Below are 19,964 nucleotides of genomic sequence, written 5' to 3' on the forward strand. Positions count from 1 at the left end.
ATAACTCTTGGCGTGTGTGCTATATCTTATACAAAGTTTACGTTTGTATAAGTTGGAGGCCAAGATGGAATCAGCGAGTATTCGTGTTGGGGTCAGTGCTTGTATTCTGGGAGAGAAAGTTCGTTTTGATGCCGGGCACAAGCAAAGTCAGTTCGTCACACAAGAGCTGGCGCCCTATTTTGATTTTGTCTCGGTGTGTCCGGAAGTGGGGATGGGATTGCCCGTGCCGCGCCCGACCATTCGTTTGGTGTCTAACGACGAGCGCATCGCGCTGGTCGAGACCAACAACGTGAGCCGCGATCACACCGATGCGCTGCTGGCGTACTCTGAACACAAAGTGGTGGAACTTGAGCAGCATCAGCTACGCGGTTACATCGTCTGCGCGAAATCGCCCACCTGCGGCATGGAGCGTGTCAAAGTGTATAAACAACATGGTGCTGAAAAAGAGGGCGTGGGGTTGTACACCCAAACCTTAATGCGCGCCATGCCTTGGTTGCCAGTGGAAGAAGACGGCCGTCTGAATGATCCGGTGCTGCGCGAAAACTTCATCACCCGTGTGTTCTGTTTGGATGATTTTTATCGCTGCCTTGGCGATGAACCGAGTGCTGGAAAGGTGGTGGAGTTTCACTCCCGTTATAAATTATCCTTGATGGCGCACCACCCGCTCTCGTATCGAGCGTTGGGCCGTTTGGTCGCCAATGTTAGTCACTATCAGACCGATGAATTTATTCGTGAATATCGCTTGGGGCTGATGCAGGCGCTCAGCCATCGTGCGAGCCGAAAAAACCACACCAACGTGTTGATGCATTTGCAGGGCTACTTTAAGCGCGCGCTCGACCGCCGACAAAAAGCGGAGCTGGCGCAACTGATTCACGATTATCGACGCGGAACGCTGCCTCTACTCGCGCCGCTGACACTCATCAAACACTATTTATCGATGTATCCCGATGCGTACTTGAGCAAACAGCGTTATCTGGATCCACATCCTCAGGAGTTGAAATTACGTTATGGCTTGTGAGCAAACGTTGTACGCCATTCGCGAAGTCTCGGAAATCACTGGCGTCAAACCGGTCACGCTGCGCGCGTGGCAGCGCCGTTACAATCTGGTTCAGCCGCAACGCACCGCGAAAGGCCACCGCCTTTACACCGATGCCGACATTCAGACCATTCGCCAGATCCAAAGCTGGCTATTGAAAGGGGTGTCGATTGGTAAAGTCAGCCAGTTGTTGCAAGGCAGTGGGGGGGACATCGCGAAAAGCCCAGAACTGCATACCGAACTCGAAGAGTGTGAAACACTGTTGAGCGCGTTGGCACAGTTGAATCGCGGTAAAGCCGAGAGTGTGCTGGCGACGGTGATGAAGGAATACCCGCTCAATCACGTGGAACGCCAGTTTCTGCTGCCAGTGGTGGATGCGTTAGACAAAGTCAAAGGGCCGCTGCGGTCGCTGCAAAAAGGGCTGTTTCACAGCATCATGCTCAGCAAGTTATCCAGCATTTTGGAATCGGAAAACAAAGCGGCGCACAAAGGCAAATGCTTGGTGGTCAGCTTTGACCCGACTGGCAGTTTGCTGGCTTGGTTGTGGGCCGTGACGTGGGCCGAGCAAGGCTACAATGTGACGTTTTTAGATGGCGTTGAAGACATGACCGGTTTGGTCGACAACGATGCTTTGGCAGCTTACAACGCGCTGGCGCTGTTTTCTCATCGCGGGTTGGCGGAAAGCCAAATGCAGGCGCAGCAGCGCTTGGCGATGCAATTTGGCGACCGCCTGTTTTTATCGGATGTCCTGCAATCGCTGGTCAATACATAGGAGCACGCAATGAAACTGGTGTGGCTACGGCGCGATCTGCGCTCGGTGGATAACACGGCGCTCAATGAAGCGCTCGCCAGCGATGAAGCGGTGTGCGCGCTGTTTGTGGCGACGCCGACGCAATGGCAACAGCACGATATGGCGCCGATGCAGGCCGATTTCATTCATCGGCGTCTGTTTGCCTTGCAAACCGAGTTGGCGGCGTTGAATGTGCCGCTGCTGTATCGCGAAGTGGCGACGTTTACCGAGGCAGTTGATGCCGTGACCGAAGTGGCGAGCGCGTTACATGCCAATCAGGTCTTGGCCAATCGCGATTATGAACTCAATGAGCAGCAGCGCGATGCACAGGCCGCAGAGCGCCTTCACCAGCAAGGGATTGAATGGCAGTCGTTTGACGATAAATGCGTGATGCCACCGGGGAGTGTGCGCAATAAGCAGGGCGATTATTTTAAGGTGTTCACGCCATTTAAACGCGCTTGGTTGGCCCAATTTTCACCGCCGCGCATTCAAGCCAGCCGCGCCGCGAAGCCTTGGTCGCTTCCCGAGGCGTTGCAATCGCTGCTCTGGTGTGAGTCGCAGCCGTTTACCCACCCGCGTGTCAGCAGCGATGCGTGGCCGGTCGATTTCGACACCATTCGCCGCCGCTTGCGCGCATTTTGCCAAGAGCAGTTGGATGACTACAAACAGCAGCGTGACTTTCCGGCGCAGGACGGCACCAGTTCGTTATCGCCTTATCTCGCGATTGGCGCGTTGTCGCCGCGTCAGTGTATTGCGCGTGTGTATGCAGAATCGGACATGGGGGCGTTGTCTGACGGCGCGCAAACCTGGTTAAGTGAGCTGATTTGGCGCGAATTTTATCAGCACTTGCTGACCTTCGAACCCAAGCTCTCCAAGAGCAAAGATTTTCTAGCATGGGGCGCGCGCCTCACGTGGTGGACGGATGAAGCCAAATTTGCCCGTTGGTGCGAAGGCAACACGGGCTACCCGATTGTCGATGCGGCGATGCGCCAATTGAACCAAACGGGCTGGATGCACAATCGCCTGCGCATGATAGTGGCGAGTTTTCTCACCAAGGATCTGCACATCGACTGGCGTTGGGGGGAGCGGTACTTCATGCAGCATTTGGTGGATGGCGATTACGCCGCCAACAATGGTGGCTGGCAATGGTGCGCTTCAACCGGTTGTGATGGCCAGCCCTACTTTCGTATCTTCAACCCGACCACGCAAGGGGAAAAGTTTGACCCTCAGGGGCGTTTCATTCGCCAATGGGTTCCAGAACTGGCCACGGTGCCAGAGGCGCACATTCATGCCCCGTCCAACTGGGGCGGTGTTAACTCTCTGTTATATCCGCAGCCGATAGTTGATCACAAAGCAGAAAGGGAAGTAACCTTACGCTTGTATAAAGAAGCGAAGGATGATGTGGAGCATGTTGCGTAAGTTATTGGTGTTGGGGGCGTTCGCCGCCAGTTTTGCCAGCCAAGTCTGGGCCGCCACTTATGACTTCCCGATGGAAGGCAGCAGCATGGTCGGCAATACGCAGTATCATGTGATCGACAAAGGGGAAACGTTGGCAGAAATTGCCAAACGGTATGATGTTGGCTTTTTGGCCTTGATGGCTGCCAACCGCGGCGTGGATCCGTTTCTTCCGCAAGAGGGATTTGTCTTGATGATCCCCTCGAAGATTATTTTGCCGAAAGTGCCGTACGAAGGCATTGTCGTCAATCTGGCCGAGCTGCGTTTGTACTACTTCGAACCGGAAACCCGCAAAGTACATATTTTCCCGGTGGGGATTGGCCGCATTGGTCGGGACACGCCAGAAATGGAAACCGTGATCAGTCAAAAACGGCCGAATCCGACGTGGACGCCGCCGCAATCGATTCGTCAAGAGTATTTGGCGAAAGGCATTGAACTGCCTGCAGTGGTGCCAGCGGGGCCAGAAAACCCATTGGGTGAATACGCGCTGCGTTTGGGTTATGGCAATGGGGAATACCTCATTCATGGCACCAACAAAGATTTTGGCATCGGCATGCGCGTGAGTTCCGGCTGCATTCGTATGGATCCGAAAGATATCGAATGGCTGTTCCAACAGGTGCAACGGGGGGAGAAAGTCCGCATCATTAATGAACCCGTGAAAGTGGCGCTGGAGCCCGACCGCAGTGTGTTTGTCGAAGCGCATGAGCCGTTGACGCGCAGCGATGGCAGCAAGAAAGATTTGGCACTGCCGATTGAACTGAGCTGGTGGATGCAAGAATTTAATCAATCCGACGCCAAAGCGCGCGCGGTGATTTTGGCGCAAAACGGCGTGCCCGTTGAAGTGGTGAGCCCCGATTTCTCTTTGCTCGATGGCGAGTGAATGTACGCCGCGGATCGCATGAGTTGATGCGGTCTTCTCTACCGATTCCAAAACAAAAAGAGCCTGCAATGCAGGCTCTTTTCTTAATTCAGCGAGACTTACTTCGTGTAAGACTGAGCGATGTTATCAATACGCTCGTTTGCACGCGCTGCTTCTTCTTGAGCAGCCATGGCTGCATCTGAAGTGGCATTCGCTTTCGACATCATAGCCGCATGGTCACTTTTCAGCGATGCAACTTGATCGCTTAGCTGACTAACTTGGTTGTTCAGTTCATCCAATTTTGCTGTGGTCGCTTCGTCTGGACCTGATGCACAACCTGCCAGTAGAAGTACAGATGACGCTGCAGCTGCGATTAACATTTTGTTCATATCGAACTCCTTGTTTACATTTATCAATTACGCCCTATACATTTTTGTCCATATAGTGACGATTTAAAGTGTAGACACTATTTTAATCTTCGCCTATATCAACAAAGTCAAAATAATCCAAAATTTTATCCAGTAATCAATTAATTGACGAAGGCTCTCACTCCTGAGAGACACGCGTTGATCCGCGCTTCCCCATTTTGCTGCTACATTTAGAATATTTTGTGTGATCTCTATCTATTTGTGCACTATTCGCGCTATCATATCGCGTTTTTTATTTTGACCTTAGCCTTGCGGTGCAAGGCGCTACAACAATATTGGAGAATCCTTTGCAGTTCAAAGATTTAGGTTTAGACAATCGCTTATTGAAAACTTTGGCTCATTTTGATTTCAAGCAAGCGACCCAAATCCAGCAGCAGGCGATCCCTGTTGCCATGGCCGGAAAAGATCTTCTGGCTTCATCTAAAACGGGTTCGGGTAAAACGCTAGCCTTTCTGCTGCCAATGCTTCATAAAGCGTTGAAGACCAAAGCGTTGTCAGCCCGTGATCCGCGAGGTGTTATTCTGGTTCCAACCCGTGAGCTGGCCAAACAGGTGTACGGTGAATTGCGTACTATGCTGTCGGGCTTGAGCTACACTGCCACTCTGATCACCGGTGGTGAAAACTTTAACGACCAAGTGAAAGCGCTGCGTCGTGGCCCGAAATTTATCGTGGCGACCCCAGGGCGTTTGGCCGATCACTTGGAGCACCGTTCTCTGTTCTTGGAAGGTCTGGAAACGTTGATTCTGGATGAAGCCGACCGCATGTTGGATCTCGGTTTTGCGCCGCAATTGCGCCACATTCACAACGCCGCGAAACACCGCCGTCGCCAGACGTTGCTGTTCTCTGCGACGCTGGATCACGCGCAAGTGAACGACATCGCGTATGAGATGCTGAACGATGCCAAGCACATTGCGGTCGGTGGTTCGAACGAGCAACACAAAGACATCACCCAACGTTTCTATCTGTGTGACCATTTGGATCATAAAGAAGCGCTGCTGGATCGCGTGCTGGATGATGCCGATTACCGTCAGGTGATCATCTTTACCGCAACCCGTGATGACACCGAACGTCTCACGGCGAAACTCAACGAACGCAAACTCAAAGCCGTGGCGCTGAGTGGTAGCTTGAACCAGATTCAGCGCAATACCATCATGAGTCAGTTTGAACGTGCGGTGTTTAAGATTCTGGTGACGACCGATGTGGCATCACGTGGTCTGGATATCGCCAACGTCACGCACGTGATCAACTTCGACATGCCCAAACATACGGAAGAGTATGTGCACCGCGTGGGCCGTACGGGTCGTGCGGGCAACAAAGGTGATGCGATTTCGCTGGTGGGTCCAAAAGATTGGGACAGCTTCAAACGCGTAGAAGCCTACCTGAAGCAAGACATTCAATTTGATGTGTTGGAAGGTTTGCAAGGCAAGTTCAAAGGCCTGAAAGTACGTCAGCCTGTGAACAAAGCCAAGCCACAACGTGGCCAAGCGAAACCGCAAGCGAAGAAAGTGGCGAAGAAACCCGTGAAGCGTGATAAAGGGTTCTACGATCACGTGGCTGTGGGCGATACCGTCTTCATTCCGAAGAAGAAAGTGGCGCCGAAAGTCGACGACGAATAAAGCATCAAAAAGCCGCCTTCATCAGGCGGCTTTGTTCTTTTTCAACTACCTTCTGAGAAGGTGGTTTTTTATTGTGCATAATACGGCGTATCAGGGGAATGGCCGTGTGCCTTGGCGTTACACGCGAAAGTAATTGAGTTGCTGTTTCTGCTGTTCGGCCAGTTGTGATAGCTCTTGTGCTGCCGCGGCTGATTGCGTAATGCCGGTCACGTTCTGGCTCACCAATTCATAGATGTTACCCAGATTGCGGTTGATGTCGGAGGTGACTTGATTCTGCTCTTCCGATGCCGACGCCACTTGCGTGTTGACGGCGCTCAGTTCAGCAATTGAGCCGTTGATCTCTTCCAAGGCCGTACTCACCTTCGCGGCCAACGCTTGGTTGTCTTGCAGCATTTTCAAGCTCGAATTCATGCTGTCGTTCGCCATGCCGGATTTATCTTGCAGCTCTTCAATGATGACCTGAATCTCTTTGGTCGAATCCTGCGTGCGCGCTGCCAGCATACGCACTTCATCTGCCACCACGGCAAACCCGCGCCCACTTTCTCCGGCGCGCGCCGCCTCAATCGCTGCATTTAGGGCCAGCAGGTTGGTTTGCTCAGAAATGCTCTGAATCACTTCAATGACTTTACCGATGCGTTCGGATTGCTCTTTCAAGCTGGTCACCACATGGGCGGCATCGCTGAGTTTATCGGTCATGATCGCGTTGGCACGATTGCTCTGTTCGAACATGCTCAGGCTGTTTTGTGCCAGTTGATTGGCATGCTGCGCGGCGCTGTCGGCACGTGTCGCGTTATCGGTGACGCTGCCTGCGGCGATTTCTAACTGATTCACCGCCGAGGCCACTTGTTCCACTTCTTGCTTTTCTTGATCTGAGTTGACGCTAGATTGCGTCATCACCGTGGCCAGCTCGGTCGAGGCAGACGCCACATCGACGCTGATGCGAATCAGCGCATCCACGGTGCTGCGTAGCTGAGACACCGTGGCGTTTACATCGCGTGCCAGTTCCGTAATCTCGTTGTTTCCCTCCTCGTTGGCTTGAATTTGCAGGTTCCCGTGCGCAACTTCGCGTACCGTCTGTTGTAGCTGACGAATCGGCGCCACGATAATGCCCGCCAGCAGCCAACTGCTGACTGCGGCCAGCAATAACACCACAATCAAACCCGCCAACGACATGTCCATCACGCTGTGGTTGTGCGCTTCATTGGCGTGAAGGTCGGTCAGTGCGAGCGTATTGAGTTGGTCGGACAGTGCTTGAATCGCATTCACCATGTCACGCCCCGCATCGCGATACACGTCGGTGGCGCGCTCGTATTCGGCATCAAAAGTCGCAGACACCTGCTGATGGTGTTTGGTGTTCAGCAGCGGAATCATGGTTTGGATGGAATAATCCACGTAGCGCTGCATGGCGCGGCGCAGCTCGGCAATTTCGTTCTCGAGCCCCGCCACTTTGGCCAGCGAGTTCAGGTGCGTGAGGTTTTCGCTTTGGCGCTGCTTGAGCACAGAAGGCAAGGCGTTCACTTCTTCTGGTTGGAACAGGCTGTAAATGGCGCTGATGCGCATGGCGTACGTGTTGTCGATGATGTCGGTCAGTTCATCTTTATGATTGACCAGTGTTTCGGTCGATTGCGACATGTCGCGAAACGCTTGTTTGAGCGTGGTGGTGCTGTAGCTGATCCCTGAAATCAGCAACAACATGGTGATAAACACCGGTACTACAACTTGCAGCTTGATCGACAAACCGCTCAGTAACTGGCGCATGGTGATCCTCTTCTGAAATATTGGGGAGAAAATAATTATCATTTTTATGAATAGCACCCCAGATAATATCTGCTAACTATAAGATTTCAATCGGATTTTTAACTGACTTATGCTTTTCAGTTCTAGCGGCTAAAGGGGAAATATGAACCTTTTCAATGCGTTATAAAAAACGGTGTTTCATGGTATCAATGTGCGAGCGTGAAATGTTTGATTTTGCGAATGAAACAGGGACAAACCAGAGAGTTTTTCTCCGCTGCAAATATTTCAACCTGTCATCGACTTTTCAATGAACTGAAACACAACTGTCATATTCGAGGCCTAAAGTGACCCTCGTCCAAGTGAAACACAACGGCAATAAAGCCACTTAAGGAAATTGTGATGAAAAAGACAGTAATCGGTGCAATCGCTCTTCTAGGCGCTCTAGCAGTTAACCCAGTTTCAGCAAAAGAGACCATCTCTGCAGTGGGTTCTAGCAGTGTTACTCCACTGATGGAAGTTTTCTCTGAAACATACATGAAGACAAATTCGGAAGTGTTTATTGAAGTGCAAGGCCCAGGTTCATCTGCAGGTGTCAAAGCGGCGAAAAACGGCAGCGCGGATATCGGCATGTCTTCTCGTAATCTGAAGGATTCAGAGAAAGAGCCAACCTTGGTTGAAGAAGTGATCGCTCGTGACGGCATCGCGGTTGTTGTGCACCCAAGCAACACAGTGAAAGGCCTGACCGCAGAACAAGTATCAGAAATCTACAAAGGCGACATCACCAACTGGAAACAAGTGGGTGGTGAAGACAAGCCAATCGTTGCGATTACTCGTGACACAGCATCGGGTACACGCGGTGCATTCGAAGAAATCATGGAACTGAAAAAGAAAATCTCTGGCAAAACAGTTTCTGCCATCTCTCAGCGCGCGCAAGTTGCTAACGGTAACGGCGGCCTGAAAACCATGGTTGCTTCTAACCCATACTCAATCGGTTATATCTCACTGGGTACAGTAGATGGTTCAGTACACGCGCTATCGATCGATGGCACGCCAGCAACCGTAGAGAATGTGAAAGCAGGTTCTTACAAAGTCGCTCGCCCATTCTTGGTGCTGTACAAAGAAGGCAAACCATCGGCTGAAACACAGAAATTCCTGGATTGGATGCTGTCTGACGAAGCGCAAAAGATTGTTGCTTCTCACCACTACATCCCTGTGAACTAAGAATCCCATTTAATCAGTTTGCTCAGCCCGCTTGATTAGGGCTGAGCGCTTTCAATCCACCTCGACTCGTTCGACAAGTGAGATGAATATGACCATCGCGACAAATAGTGACCAGCTTATGAACAGTGCAAAGACGCAAGCAACAAAGCGCGGTTTACGCGCTAAAAAGCGTATCGACTGGAAAGAGCGCCTCTTTCACGGTTTGTTTTTAACCAGTGCAGTCATCGGTATTGTATCGCTCGCCGTGATTGCCTACTTCATTATTCGAGAAAGTATCCCTGCTTTCCAAGAAGCCGGCATTACGGGTATCGTTTTAGGCCAAGATTGGCTGCCACCAGCACTGTACGGTGTGGCGACGATGATCGTCGCGTCAGTGGTGTCGACCTTTGGCGCCGTGATCGTGGGCGTACCGGTTGGTGTGCTTACGGCCATCTTCATTGCGGAAATCGCGCCTAAACGTGTGGCTGATGTGATTCGCCCTGCGGTGGAACTCCTGGCGGGTATTCCTTCGGTGGTCTACGGCTTCTTTGGCCTGGTGATTATCGTGCCACTGATTCAAAACATCTTTCAGGTGCCAGCCGGTAACACTATTCTGGCGGGGATCATCGTCCTTGGCGTGATGATTCTGCCAACGGTGATCACGGTATCGGAAACCTCGATTCGCGCGGTGCCAAAAACCTACAAAGAGGGGTCTCTGGCGCTGGGTGCATCCAACATCTACACCATTTTCAAATTGCTCGTTCCTGCGGCTCGTTCCGGGATTATGACCGGTGTGATTCTGGGGATCGGTCGTGCATTGGGCGAAACCATGGCCATCATCATGGTGATGGGGAACGCGCCAGCGATGCCTCAGGGCATTCTGGACTCAGCGCGTACCTTGACCGCAAACATTGCGATCGAAATGTCGTACGCCAGCGGTGTGCACGCCAATGCGTTGTACGCGACCGGTGTGGTGCTTTTGGTGTTCATCATGATGTTGAACGCGGCACTGCTGTACCTGAACCGTGAGAAAGCGAGGTAATGACGATGGATCGCGCAAAACTAAAACAAGTTCGTGAATTGAAAGACAACGTGCTGCGCAGCTTCATTTGGCTCGCTGCGGCACTGACGGTTGGATTCCTGTTCTGGATCATCTGGTACATTCTGTCGAATGGCTTGCAGCATGTAGACTGGAACTTCATTACCGACAACTACACGCGTACGGGCGATGAGCACGGTATCTTCCCGATGATCGTCTCAACCATCTACATGGTGATTGCATCGATTGCAGTGGCGGCGCCACTTGGCATCATGACTGCGATTTACCTGACTGAATATGCCAAAGTGGGTAGCCGACTGGTGAAAGTGATTCGCTTCTGTACCGAATCGCTGGCGGGGATTCCATCAATCATCTTCGGTCTGTTCGGTATGACGTTTTTCGTGGCGATTCTGGGCTTTGGCTTCTCGATTCTGTCGGGCGCATTGACCTTGAGTATCCTGATTCTGCCGGTGATTATTCGAACCACAGAAGAAGCGTTGATGGCGGTGCCACAAACGTATCGCGAAGGCTCTTACGGCCTTGGCGCATCAAAAATCTATACTATCTGGCGTTTGATTTTGCCAAGCGCAATGCCAGGTATTATGACGTCAGTCATTCTCAGTATCGGTCGTGTGATCGGTGAATCGGCGCCGGTCTTTTTGACCGCAGGTATGGTTGCGCGTATTCCGGACTCCTTGATGGATTCAGGCCGTACGCTGACTGTGCACTTGTACAAGCTGACCACTGAGCTGTTTACTATCGAAGAGTGGAATCAGGCATACGGTACAGCGACCGTCCTGATCGTCGTCGTGTTGCTCATCAACATGTTTACCAAATTGATCGCGAAGCGATTCAATACGGCGACTTACTAAACCGACACGACTGACAGAATTTACGAGATAAAGACAATGAACAAATTTAGCATTGAAAACCTGAACCTGTTTTACGGTGAGAACCAAGCGCTGAAATCGATCAACCTGCCGATTCCTACACGTCAGGTGACTGCGCTCATCGGCCCGTCTGGCTGTGGTAAATCAACCTTATTGCGCTGCTTAAACCGCATGAACGATTTGATTGAAGGCGTCAAAATTACCGGCAAACTGACCATGGATGGCGAAGATGTGTATGGCAACGTCGACGTGGCTGACCTGCGCATCAAAGTCGGCATGGTGTTCCAAAAGCCAAACCCATTCCCAATGAGCATTTATGAAAACGTGGCTTACGGCCTGCGTGCTCAAGGCGTGAAAGACAAAAAACACATCGATGAAGTGGTGGAGCGTTCACTGCGCAGCGCCGCGCTGTGGGACGAAGTGAAAGACCGCCTGAAGTCGCACGCGTTCGGCTTATCAGGGGGTCAGCAACAGCGTCTGTGCATCGCGCGCACCATCGCGATGGAGCCGGATGTGATTTTGATGGACGAACCGACCTCGGCACTTGACCCCATTGCGACTCATAAAATCGAAGAGCTGATGGAAGAGCTGAAAAAGAACTATACGATCGTGATCGTCACGCACTCCATGCAGCAGGCGCGCCGAATTTCAGACCGCACCGCGTTCTTCCTAATGGGAGAGCTGGTTGAGCACAACGACACCCAAATTATTTTCAACCAACCACAAGATGACCGCACACGAGGCTACGTGAACGGTGACTTCGGTTAAGTGAAAGAACCTGATTATAACTATAAGCGATGGTAACTTTGCCCCTCTTTATGAGGGGCTTTTTTGTTGGAACTTCATCTGGTACATGTTCTTGTCGGCGATGTGGACCAGTTGGTTGATGTCGAGCGCATCGTAAGGAAAGCGGCTCACGCCGATGCTGGTGCTGAGCGGGTAGGACTCAAGGCTTGGCAACTGAAACGCCGCGTCAAAACATTCCATAATCAGGGTTTGCATGCCCGCCAGATCGTCGGGGTCGACGCTGTCGAGAATGATGGCAAACTCGTCGCCGCCCATGCGAAATACCCAGTAATCGAACGTCGGAATGTGCGCCAGTCGATATGCAACTTGCTTGAGCACTGAATCGCCGGCTTGATGACCGAGTGTATCGTTAATGGCTTTAAACCCGTTTAGGTCGAGTAACAGCAGCGAAAATGACTGCTGTACGGTGTAGCGTTTTAGCGCAGCAAACATCGCCAAGCGGTTCGACAACCCGGTGAGTGGGTCGGTCAGCGCCAGCAATTTATGAAAACGCGCTTCTGCGTGCAAAATGTAACTGACCAAACCGATGCAGGCGAACAGCACAAACATCAAGGCAAACTGAATCTGAGTCAGCCAGTACGCTTGCTGTTTTTGGTGCAGGTAAATCGGGCTTTGAATCTTAAAGTTTTCGTTGATGTAGCTGATGATGCGCTGATAAAGCTGCTGCGATTGGGCCTCAAAGCGCGCCATCGAGGCTTCGTCTTTGGCAGCCATCAAATAGGGCTCCAGCATTTTAAAATCGTCAAAGGCCCGTTTAAAAAACGGGTAGGTGCCTTCTAACCCCATAAACCCCTCGGCTTCACGGCTGTTGAGGATCACGTCAAAGCGGCTCCATGTCAGCTCGTATTTGAGCCACACGCGCGCCATCTTCTGCTCGGAATGGATCGCATACGGCGATTCCGCAATCATCTCGGTAAACTCTTTGGTCAACTGAAACAAAAACCACGTCGCCTGATTTTGCTGGTCGCTGTACGATCGCGCGAGATCGCGCGTGCTGCTGAGGGTGTACAGATTCGCCACGACCAGCAGCGCAGAGATGAGGATCAGCAATGTTTTTGCACGGTAGACCCAAGGGTGGAGGGCCTGACTTTGTATCGGTTTAATCATGCGTGTGAATCAATATCTCTTTAATCTGCCACACCATTTGGGTGTAGTGCATCGGTTCGTCTATTTGCGGATAAGCGCTGAGGTTGTAGACCAGCCAGAACGGGCCTTTGTCTCGCACGCGCATCGGTTTACCATCCAAAAAGTAGGCCACAATCGGGTTGTATTGCTGCACATCGTCTATGGCAATATTAGCGGCGTAATCGTTGAGTGCGATCAGCGACACCGACTCAGCGTTCTCGACCTTGAGATACTTGAGTAAATCGGTCAGCGTAAAACCAGTAAAGGTGTGCGGTTCGGTCAACCAAGGGACGTGTGTGGTGAAGGCATTCACCGGCAGCGCTGACTGCAACTGCACCAGCGTCATGGTGTGTGGCGCGTGCTCACCCACTTTGACGGTGATCTCGACCGCGGCACTGTGGACGCTATACAGCAGCAACCAGATGAAAGACAGGTGCCTTATCATAAGGAATTCCCTCTGCGGGTGATGGTTCGAAGTTGTGGTGCTGTTTAAAGTATAAGGCGAGAGTTTGAGCAATGAAATGAATTATTGACTAAATGATTAGTTTAACTGATTGGTTCAGATAGCGAACAAAGAAAAGGCTTCCCAGTGGAAGCCTTTTCGCGTGTGGCGTCGAGAGCGACGTCAAACGATGGGTTAGAAAATCAGGTGGGCAACACCCACAATCACCGGCAGGGTGATCAGCGTGCGTACGATGAAGATGATGAACAGTTCCAGAATGTTGACTGGAATACGGCTGCCCAACATCAGCGCGCCCACTTCTGACATGTAAATCAGCTGAGTGACCGACATGGCTGCCACAACAAATCGGGTCATTTCATTGTCGATTGACGCGGCCAGAATCGATGGAATGAACATATCTGCAAAACCAACCACCATGGTTTGTGATGCTTGGACCGCTTCGGGTACACCCAGCAGCTCAAGGTAAGGCACAAACGGTTGGCCCAGCACCGAGAAGACCGGTGTGTATTCTGCCACGACCAGCGCCATGGTTCCCAAGCCCATCACCACCGGCAGTACGCCGAATACCATGTCAACGGCGTTACGAATGCCTTCACCAAATACGGATTTCAGGCAGTCTACTTTGCCCGCTTTGGTCAACGCCAGTTCCATCCCCCAAGAGAAAGAGGAGTGGCCTTCTGGCACGGCATCTTGATCTGGGTTTGGCTTGCTGCCATCGATGTAGGTGTCTTTCTTCCAGCTGAGTGGGGGCAGACGCGGAATAATGATCGCCGCGACAAAACCTGCCAAACAGATCGCTGCGTAGAACGGCAGGAACAGGTGCTCAAGCTCAACTTGCGCAATCACGACCAAACTGAAGGTGATGGAGACCGCAGAGAAAGTGGTGCCGACCACCGCCGCTTCACGCTGCGTGTAGAATTTGTCTTCGTACTGTTTGCTGGTCAGCAGAATACCGACACTGCCATCGCCAAGCCATGACGCAACACAGTCAATCGCACTGCGACCGGGCAGGTTAAACAGCGGACGCATTACTTTACTCAGCAGCGCGCCCATGAGTTCCAACAAACCAAAGTTCAGCAGCAGCGGCAGCAGCAGGCCTGCAAAAATGAACACAGAGAATAGGGTTGGGAGAAGGCCTTCCAACACCAAACCCCCGGTGTTCTCTTCCCAAATCGCTTTTGGACCGATTTGGAAGAATGTCATGATCACCGCTGCACCACCAATCACACGCACCAGCAACCAGACCCAAGTTGGGTTAAACAGGCTGTTTAAAAAGCCACTTTGCGTGATGAATGCCGGTTTGAAAACTTTAGTCAAAACGGAGGCAACCGACATAAATGCGATGATGGCGGTCACGATCGCGACCAGGCTGTCACCAAACAGCGCTTGGATGGATTTCGCCAGAATGGCCACGGGGATGGTCAATGAACCGTCGTAGCTGATTGGCGCCATAAATAGAAAGACCCCGACCAGTGACGGGATCAAGAACATCCAAAAACTGCCGGAAGTGTTCGTCTCTGCCGGGGATTCTAAGGTTTGAGCATTATCTTGCATTACTTCTCTCGTGTGACTACTAGTCAATTAAATCCAAATCCCTGGCATATTAATTCACTAAACATCCGTATTTACTCATGCGTGCAAGAATATCCAGTTTTTAATGGCTCTGCAATACTATTCATTAAAAAGGGCTAAGTATTCATTCCATTGCACTGCGAGATGTGCAAATCATAGTGATTTGTTTTGCCATTGTTACACTGGTTAATTATTTGTTTAAAACGCTTTGTGTTCTTTGTGTGATCGCGGGCACAGAGTCGTCGGCTTTTATGAAGAGAGAAAACAGGAGTGGCGGTTTTATCGACAAAACGGACAGAAAAAAGCCCTCAAGTTGTGAACTCAAGGGCTTTATGAGGGATGGATAATTAATGCAACGTTATGAGGCGGGCAGTTCAGCGCTCTGACGGCTTTCAATTTCCGCCAAGCTGGCGCTCAGCGCGGCTTCAAACTCGCCATAGAAGTGGTATTCACCCACCAGTTGAACGATGCCCGCGCGGCGTAGTTTCTGAGTGACGCGAGGGTTCGCGCCGGAAATCAGCACTTTAACGTTTTTCTTCTGGAAGCTCTCAATGATCTCTTCCAGCGCCTGTAAACCGGTGATATCCATAAACGGCACCCATTTCAAGCGGATAATAAGGATTTCCGGTGTCTCTTGAATGGTGCTAATCACCCGCTCAAACGTTTCAGCAGCCGCAAAGAAGAAGGGGCCTTCCAGCGCGTAAACGGCAATTTCACGTGGTAGTTGCGACAAGTTGTGTGTGCGCAGCTCACTACCCAAGTCGTGGGAAGTACTGGCTTTCACTTCCACGCTGGATGCCATCCGTTTGACGAAGTGTAAAATCGCAATGATGACCCCAATGTTCACGGCCACCACTAAATCAGCAAACACGGTCAGGCCGAACGTCAGCAGCAAAATCACCACATCCGCTTTTGGTGCGCGTTTTACTAGCTTAATAAAGTGAGGTGCTTCACTCATGTTCCACGCTACCACAAATAAGATGGCGCTTAACGTTGCCAGCGGAATGTTGACGGCCAGTGGCGCAAGTGCCAGCAAAATGATGACCAAGGTCGCAGCGTGTACCACACCCGCAATCGGGCTGTTCCCACCATTACGAATGTTGGTTGCCGTCCGCGCAATGGCGCCCGTTGCTGCGATACCGCCAAACAGAGGTGCGACGATGTTCGCTAAACCCTGACCAACCAGCTCTTGGTTGGAGTTGTGCTTGGTGCCAGCCATGCCATCGGCCACGACGGCCGACAACAGCGACTCAATCGCGCCCAGCATTGCAATCGCAAACGCAGGGCCAATCAACTGAATGATCTGTGAGAAGGTGATGTCAGGAATCGCCAGTTTGGGTAACCCTTGTGGAATCCCGCCAAACGCAGAACCAATGGTGCGTACGCCATCGAAACCAATGGTGTATTGCAGTGAGGTCACGACCACCAAAGCCAGCAGTGGGCCTGGAATTTTATTCAGTTTTGGAATTTTCGGACCGCCAATCACCAGCGCCAAAGAGAACACCGCAAGCAGCGTGGTGGTGAGATCAAACTGTGGGAACGCATGAAAAATGGCGATCAGCTTTTGGTGAAAGTGTTCACCGTGAATGGCCGGTAAACCAAAGAATTCTTGCCATTGACCGACCCAGATGATGACACCGATACCACTGGTAAAGCCGACAATCACCGGCGCTGGAATATAACGAATGATGCTGCCCAGTTTGGCAACACCGAGGATCAGAAGAATGACCCCGGCCATCATGGTGGCAATTTGCAAACCGGCCACACCGTATTGCGCCACGATGCCGGCAAGAATGACGATGAACGCGCCCGTTGGGCCGGCGATTTGCACACGTGATCCCCCAAACAGGGACACGATGATACCGGCAATAATCGCGGTATAAATGCCTTGTTCTGGTTTCACTCCAGATGCAATGGCAAATGCCATCGCCAGTGGCAGCGCCACGACCCCAACGATCAATCCTGCGCTGATATTGGTGATCCATTGTTTTGGCTTAAGTAAACCCGCTTTATAGGATTCATAGATGGCAAACATAAACGATTACCTTATTAACGATAGGGAATTGGAAACCCGGTGGATTCTACGCTCATTTTGGTCCCTGTAAAGTGGGATCCATATCACTAACCTGATGAGTGGGATATTGTAATGCATGATTATTAAATATGTGAAATATCAGTACATTAACCTTGATTTATCCGTTGATTTACCTCGGTGTTACTTATGTTGTGATTCAATTATCAGAATAGGCGACTGAAAACATAGGATGGGGCACATTCTGCCAAAGTGATGGTCCGCTTCAGGTGATGATTAAGGTATAGTGCGGCCCCTTTTAGTCAGTTGTAACGGACATAACATGAGAAAAAGTTGGCTTCCGATTCCTTTGATTTTACTAACGCCGCTGGTGCTGTTGGTGTTAGTGGTGGCCGCGGGGGTATACCGGTTTTCACTGTCTGATGAGCAAATTCTGTCGAAATTTCCTGCTCAACCATTAAAAGCGGACCCCATTGTGGCGCGTCTGTTTGATCTCCATGTCACCACGCCGCTGACGATTCCGGTCCCCGAAACGGTCAGCTTTGCGCTGTTGGATCGTTGGGACGAGACGCAGCGTTGGGTGATGGGGGATTACGATTCGGGCAGTGAACGGGGGCAAGTGGCGCTTGATACGCATTCGCTGGTGGCCGTGAAAGGCCAAGAGCAGCGCCGTGGTTACGCGGGCATCATTCGGGTGTCGAATCAGGGCTCCGGTGTGATGAGCTATCTGGCACTGTTTCAGTACGATGAATTGCGTCTGCGCATGGTGATGGTGAGCAGCGAATGGCTGGGCGATCGGGTTGAGATACAATCTGTTACACAAGAAAATGCGCAACTGAATGTGTCACTTCTTACGCATGAGGCGGGGGAAGCGTTTGCAAATACACCGACAAAATTTGTGTCTATACTATTTCTGATATCGCAGAAATATCAATTAATTCAACAATGATCTGCACTTGCTAGGGCAACGGGTTGAGAAGGCGTCAGGACGGTATTTTCGTTGAGATAACGCTGTTAATCAGTATGTGGTTCGATTTGAGCATGTGCACCAGGTTTATTATAATCTGCCAAGCTGAATGAATTCATACCAAAACGGAGTTTTATCATGATTATCAAGCGTTTCTTTAAAACCAAAGATGAGGTGGAAGTGACATTTGAACTGGATGTGCCACCACAGGCCTCGAAAGTTGAAATTGTCGCCGATTTTCTGAACTGGCAACCGGAGCCGATGAAGAAAGTGGCCAAGAGCAGCACGTTTAAGTTCAAAACTCGCTTACCCAAAGACGCTGAATTTCAGTTCCGCTACTTGCTCGATGCGCAAGAGTGGGTGAACGATTCCCATGCTGACCAATACATTCCGAATGGATTTGGTGAGGATAATTGTCTGGTTAAGACCTCTCAATGAACCGAATGGTCAAAATTGACCGGTTAGCAAGTTAAGTGCTTGCTTAAGTTGCATATTTATTAAAAATTAAGGCACTTTGGTGCCTTTTTTAATGGTTCTTTGACATATCACAGGTGACAATTTGATAAGAAAGTCTTACTCTTTGACCTCTTTTAACATTATCCACAGGTTAGATTGTGCTACCCAAGTCTCTATTTTTGCGATTTTCCGAGCTCTCAAAGCGTAAGAAAGCAACAGTTGTAGGTTTACCTCTACTGGCAGTGGCAGCCCTCTCATCCTCACTCAGCAATCCGTCGTACCCACGTAAAATTGAATTGTCGATTCCTGAATCGCACATCGTGGAGTCGATTCTGTCGGAAACGACCGAACCGCGACAATCGTACCCGGATTACGAGTATGAGATTAAATCTGGCGATAATCTGAGCACGATCTTCAATCAGTTGGGCTTTAGCTACCAAGAACTGATGAAGATTATGGAAACCGACTTAAACTACCTCGCGCTCGACACCCTCAAGCCTGGTAACGTGCTTCGTTTTTGGCGTAGTCAAGACGGACGTTCATTGGCGAAAATGGAGCTGAAGTTCAGCTTGGTTGAACGCGCGGTGTATGTGCGAACGGACGATGGCAGTTTTGAGTTCAAGGATGTCAAAATCCCGGGTACATGGAAAGAATATCCGCTGATTGGTGAAATTCAGGGCAGTTTCTCACAGTCAGCGAACCAACTGGGGTTGGGCAGTTCAGATATTGATCAGATTGTGACGCTACTGAAAGATAAAATTAATTTCGTGCGTGATGTTCGCGCCGGCGACCGCTTTGAAGTGGTGCTGTCGCGTCAATTCGTCGGTGATCAACTGACGGGAAATAGCGAAATTCAAGCCATTAAGATTTTCAGCCGCAGCAATGATGTGACGGCGTATCTGTATAAAGATGGTCAGTATTACGACAAAAACGGTGAAAGTCTGCAGCGCGCATTCCAGCGTTACCCCACCACGGGGAAATGGCGTCTGTCATCGGGCTTTGATCCGAACCGTCGTCATCCGGTGACCGGGCGCATTGCGCCGCACAACGGTACGGATTTCGCGGCACCAACCGGAACCCCCGTGGTTTCGACCGGTGATGGTGTGGTGGTAATGACACGAAATCACCCGTATGCGGGCAATTACGTGGTGATTCAGCACGGCAGCACTTACATGACGCGTTACTTGCACCTGAGCAAAATTCTGGTGAGTAAAGGGCAGAAAGTGTCGCGCGGCCAGCGGATTGGTCTGTCTGGCGCAACCGGTCGAGTGACCGGCCCACACATTCACTATGAGTTGATCGTGCGCGGTCGTCCGGTGGATGCGATGAAGGCCAATATCCCTATGGCCAATTCGGTGCCGAAGAAAGACATGGCGAACTTCACCGCCCGTCGCAACGAGCTAGACAGAATGCTGGCTCACCAAGAAGGATTGCTGGCGTCGACCAACGCACAGGCAACGCCAGAAAGTTAAACGAAAGGCCCTGTTTTCAG

Annotated in this window: 18 protein-coding genes; 12 read left to right on the plus strand and 6 right to left on the minus strand. The window is 51.0% G+C overall.

The genetic code is table 11. The features are described 5' to 3' along the window. The first annotated feature begins 64 nt into the window (after positions 1–64). The 4 genes from ACS18Q_RS15215 to ACS18Q_RS15230 are packed head-to-tail and all read left to right on the plus strand — an operon-like array spanning position 65 to position 4,161. Positions 65–1,018 carry a YbgA family protein gene (locus ACS18Q_RS15215; protein WP_004727314.1) on the plus strand — a complete coding sequence of 318 codons (954 nt, stop codon included), beginning with the start codon at positions 65–67 and terminating at the stop codon, positions 1,016–1,018. Further along, on the plus strand, positions 1,008–1,808 hold the full coding sequence (locus ACS18Q_RS15220; protein ID WP_441257924.1) for a MerR family transcriptional regulator: 801 nt from the start codon (positions 1,008–1,010) through the stop codon (positions 1,806–1,808). The genes ACS18Q_RS15215 and ACS18Q_RS15220 overlap by 11 nt, the downstream gene beginning before the upstream one ends. Before the next feature lie 9 nt (positions 1,809–1,817). Continuing rightward, positions 1,818–3,245 (plus strand): deoxyribodipyrimidine photo-lyase, encoded by a 1,428-nt coding sequence (gene phrB / locus ACS18Q_RS15225; RefSeq protein ID WP_441257925.1) that lies wholly within the window; start codon positions 1,818–1,820, stop codon positions 3,243–3,245. Next, positions 3,235–4,161, plus strand: a complete 927-nt coding sequence (locus ACS18Q_RS15230; RefSeq protein ID WP_004727311.1) for a L,D-transpeptidase family protein — start codon at positions 3,235–3,237, stop codon at positions 4,159–4,161. The genes phrB and ACS18Q_RS15230 overlap by 11 nt, the downstream gene beginning before the upstream one ends. A 98-nt stretch (positions 4,162–4,259) precedes the next feature. Here ACS18Q_RS15230 and ACS18Q_RS15235 read toward each other — a convergent pair whose 3' ends face one another. Then, a complete protein-coding gene (locus tag ACS18Q_RS15235; RefSeq protein ID WP_004727303.1) occupies positions 4,260–4,529 on the minus strand; it encodes an Lpp/OprI family alanine-zipper lipoprotein in 270 nt (89 codons plus the stop codon). Positions 4,530–4,843: 314 nt separating this feature from the next. Between ACS18Q_RS15235 and ACS18Q_RS15240 the strand changes: the two genes are divergently transcribed. Next, positions 4,844–6,184, plus strand: a complete 1,341-nt coding sequence (locus ACS18Q_RS15240; protein WP_185962430.1) for a DEAD/DEAH box helicase — start codon at positions 4,844–4,846, stop codon at positions 6,182–6,184. A 117-nt stretch (positions 6,185–6,301) separates the two neighbouring features. On the opposite strand, the gene ACS18Q_RS15245 is transcribed toward ACS18Q_RS15240, so the two are convergent. Then, positions 6,302–7,942: a methyl-accepting chemotaxis protein gene (locus ACS18Q_RS15245; RefSeq protein WP_441257926.1), complete on the minus strand. Its 1,641-nt coding sequence runs from the start codon at positions 7,940–7,942 to the stop codon at positions 6,302–6,304. A 378-nt stretch (positions 7,943–8,320) separates the two neighbouring features. On the opposite strand from ACS18Q_RS15245, the gene ACS18Q_RS15250 reads away from it, so the two are divergent. From ACS18Q_RS15250 to pstB, 4 genes are all read left to right on the plus strand, one after another. Beyond that, positions 8,321–9,142, plus strand: coding sequence for a phosphate ABC transporter substrate-binding protein (locus ACS18Q_RS15250; RefSeq protein WP_041943291.1), 822 nt, complete (start codon positions 8,321–8,323; stop codon positions 9,140–9,142). 88 nt (positions 9,143–9,230) lie between these two features. Beyond that, complete coding sequence (gene pstC / locus ACS18Q_RS15255; protein ID WP_038151743.1) at positions 9,231–10,163, plus strand: phosphate ABC transporter permease subunit PstC; 933 nt, start codon at positions 9,231–9,233, stop codon at positions 10,161–10,163. 5 nt (positions 10,164–10,168) lie between these two features. Beyond that, positions 10,169–11,032: a phosphate ABC transporter permease PstA gene (gene pstA, locus ACS18Q_RS15260; protein WP_004727298.1), complete on the plus strand. Its 864-nt coding sequence runs from the start codon at positions 10,169–10,171 to the stop codon at positions 11,030–11,032. Between the two features lie 36 nt (positions 11,033–11,068). Continuing rightward, positions 11,069–11,818 carry a phosphate ABC transporter ATP-binding protein PstB gene (gene pstB / locus ACS18Q_RS15265; RefSeq protein WP_004727297.1) on the plus strand — a complete coding sequence of 250 codons (750 nt, stop codon included), beginning with the start codon at positions 11,069–11,071 and terminating at the stop codon, positions 11,816–11,818. A 48-nt stretch (positions 11,819–11,866) separates the two neighbouring features. Here the strand turns inward: pstB and ACS18Q_RS15270 are convergent, their stop codons facing one another. The 4 genes from ACS18Q_RS15270 to ACS18Q_RS15285 all read right to left on the minus strand — a co-directional run bounded on the left by ACS18Q_RS15270 (position 11,867) and on the right by ACS18Q_RS15285 (position 17,052). After that, positions 11,867–12,964: a GGDEF domain-containing protein gene (locus ACS18Q_RS15270; protein ID WP_014257921.1), complete on the minus strand. Its 1,098-nt coding sequence runs from the start codon at positions 12,962–12,964 to the stop codon at positions 11,867–11,869. Continuing rightward, positions 12,957–13,427 (minus strand): molybdopterin-dependent oxidoreductase, encoded by a 471-nt coding sequence (locus ACS18Q_RS15275; RefSeq protein WP_158108309.1) that lies wholly within the window; start codon positions 13,425–13,427, stop codon positions 12,957–12,959. Before ACS18Q_RS15275 ends, ACS18Q_RS15270 begins: the two co-directional genes overlap by 8 nt. Before the next feature lie 192 nt (positions 13,428–13,619). Continuing rightward, positions 13,620–14,999, minus strand: a complete 1,380-nt coding sequence (locus tag ACS18Q_RS15280; RefSeq protein ID WP_014257923.1) for a YjiH family protein — start codon at positions 14,997–14,999, stop codon at positions 13,620–13,622. Between the two features lie 376 nt (positions 15,000–15,375). After that, positions 15,376–17,052: a SulP family inorganic anion transporter gene (locus ACS18Q_RS15285; protein WP_441257927.1), complete on the minus strand. Its 1,677-nt coding sequence runs from the start codon at positions 17,050–17,052 to the stop codon at positions 15,376–15,378. Positions 17,053–17,371: 319 nt separating this feature from the next. Here ACS18Q_RS15285 and ACS18Q_RS15290 point away from each other — a divergent pair, with 319 nt between their 5' ends. The 3 genes from ACS18Q_RS15290 to ACS18Q_RS15300 all read left to right on the plus strand — a co-directional run bounded on the left by ACS18Q_RS15290 (position 17,372) and on the right by ACS18Q_RS15300 (position 19,944). Beyond that, complete coding sequence (locus ACS18Q_RS15290; protein WP_055464921.1) at positions 17,372–17,998, plus strand: hypothetical protein; 627 nt, start codon at positions 17,372–17,374, stop codon at positions 17,996–17,998. A gap of 156 nt (positions 17,999–18,154) precedes the next feature. Beyond that, a complete protein-coding gene (locus ACS18Q_RS15295) occupies positions 18,155–18,454 on the plus strand; it encodes an isoamylase early set domain-containing protein (RefSeq protein WP_004727290.1) in 300 nt (99 codons plus the stop codon). A gap of 176 nt (positions 18,455–18,630) precedes the next feature. Next, on the plus strand, positions 18,631–19,944 hold the full coding sequence (locus tag ACS18Q_RS15300; RefSeq protein ID WP_086027305.1) for a peptidoglycan DD-metalloendopeptidase family protein: 1,314 nt from the start codon (positions 18,631–18,633) through the stop codon (positions 19,942–19,944). The last annotated feature ends 20 nt before the right edge of the window (positions 19,945–19,964 follow it).

The organism is Vibrio sp. Vf1514 (genome assembly GCF_052076135.1).
Taxonomy (GTDB): Bacteria; Pseudomonadota; Gammaproteobacteria; order Enterobacterales; family Vibrionaceae; genus Vibrio; species Vibrio furnissii.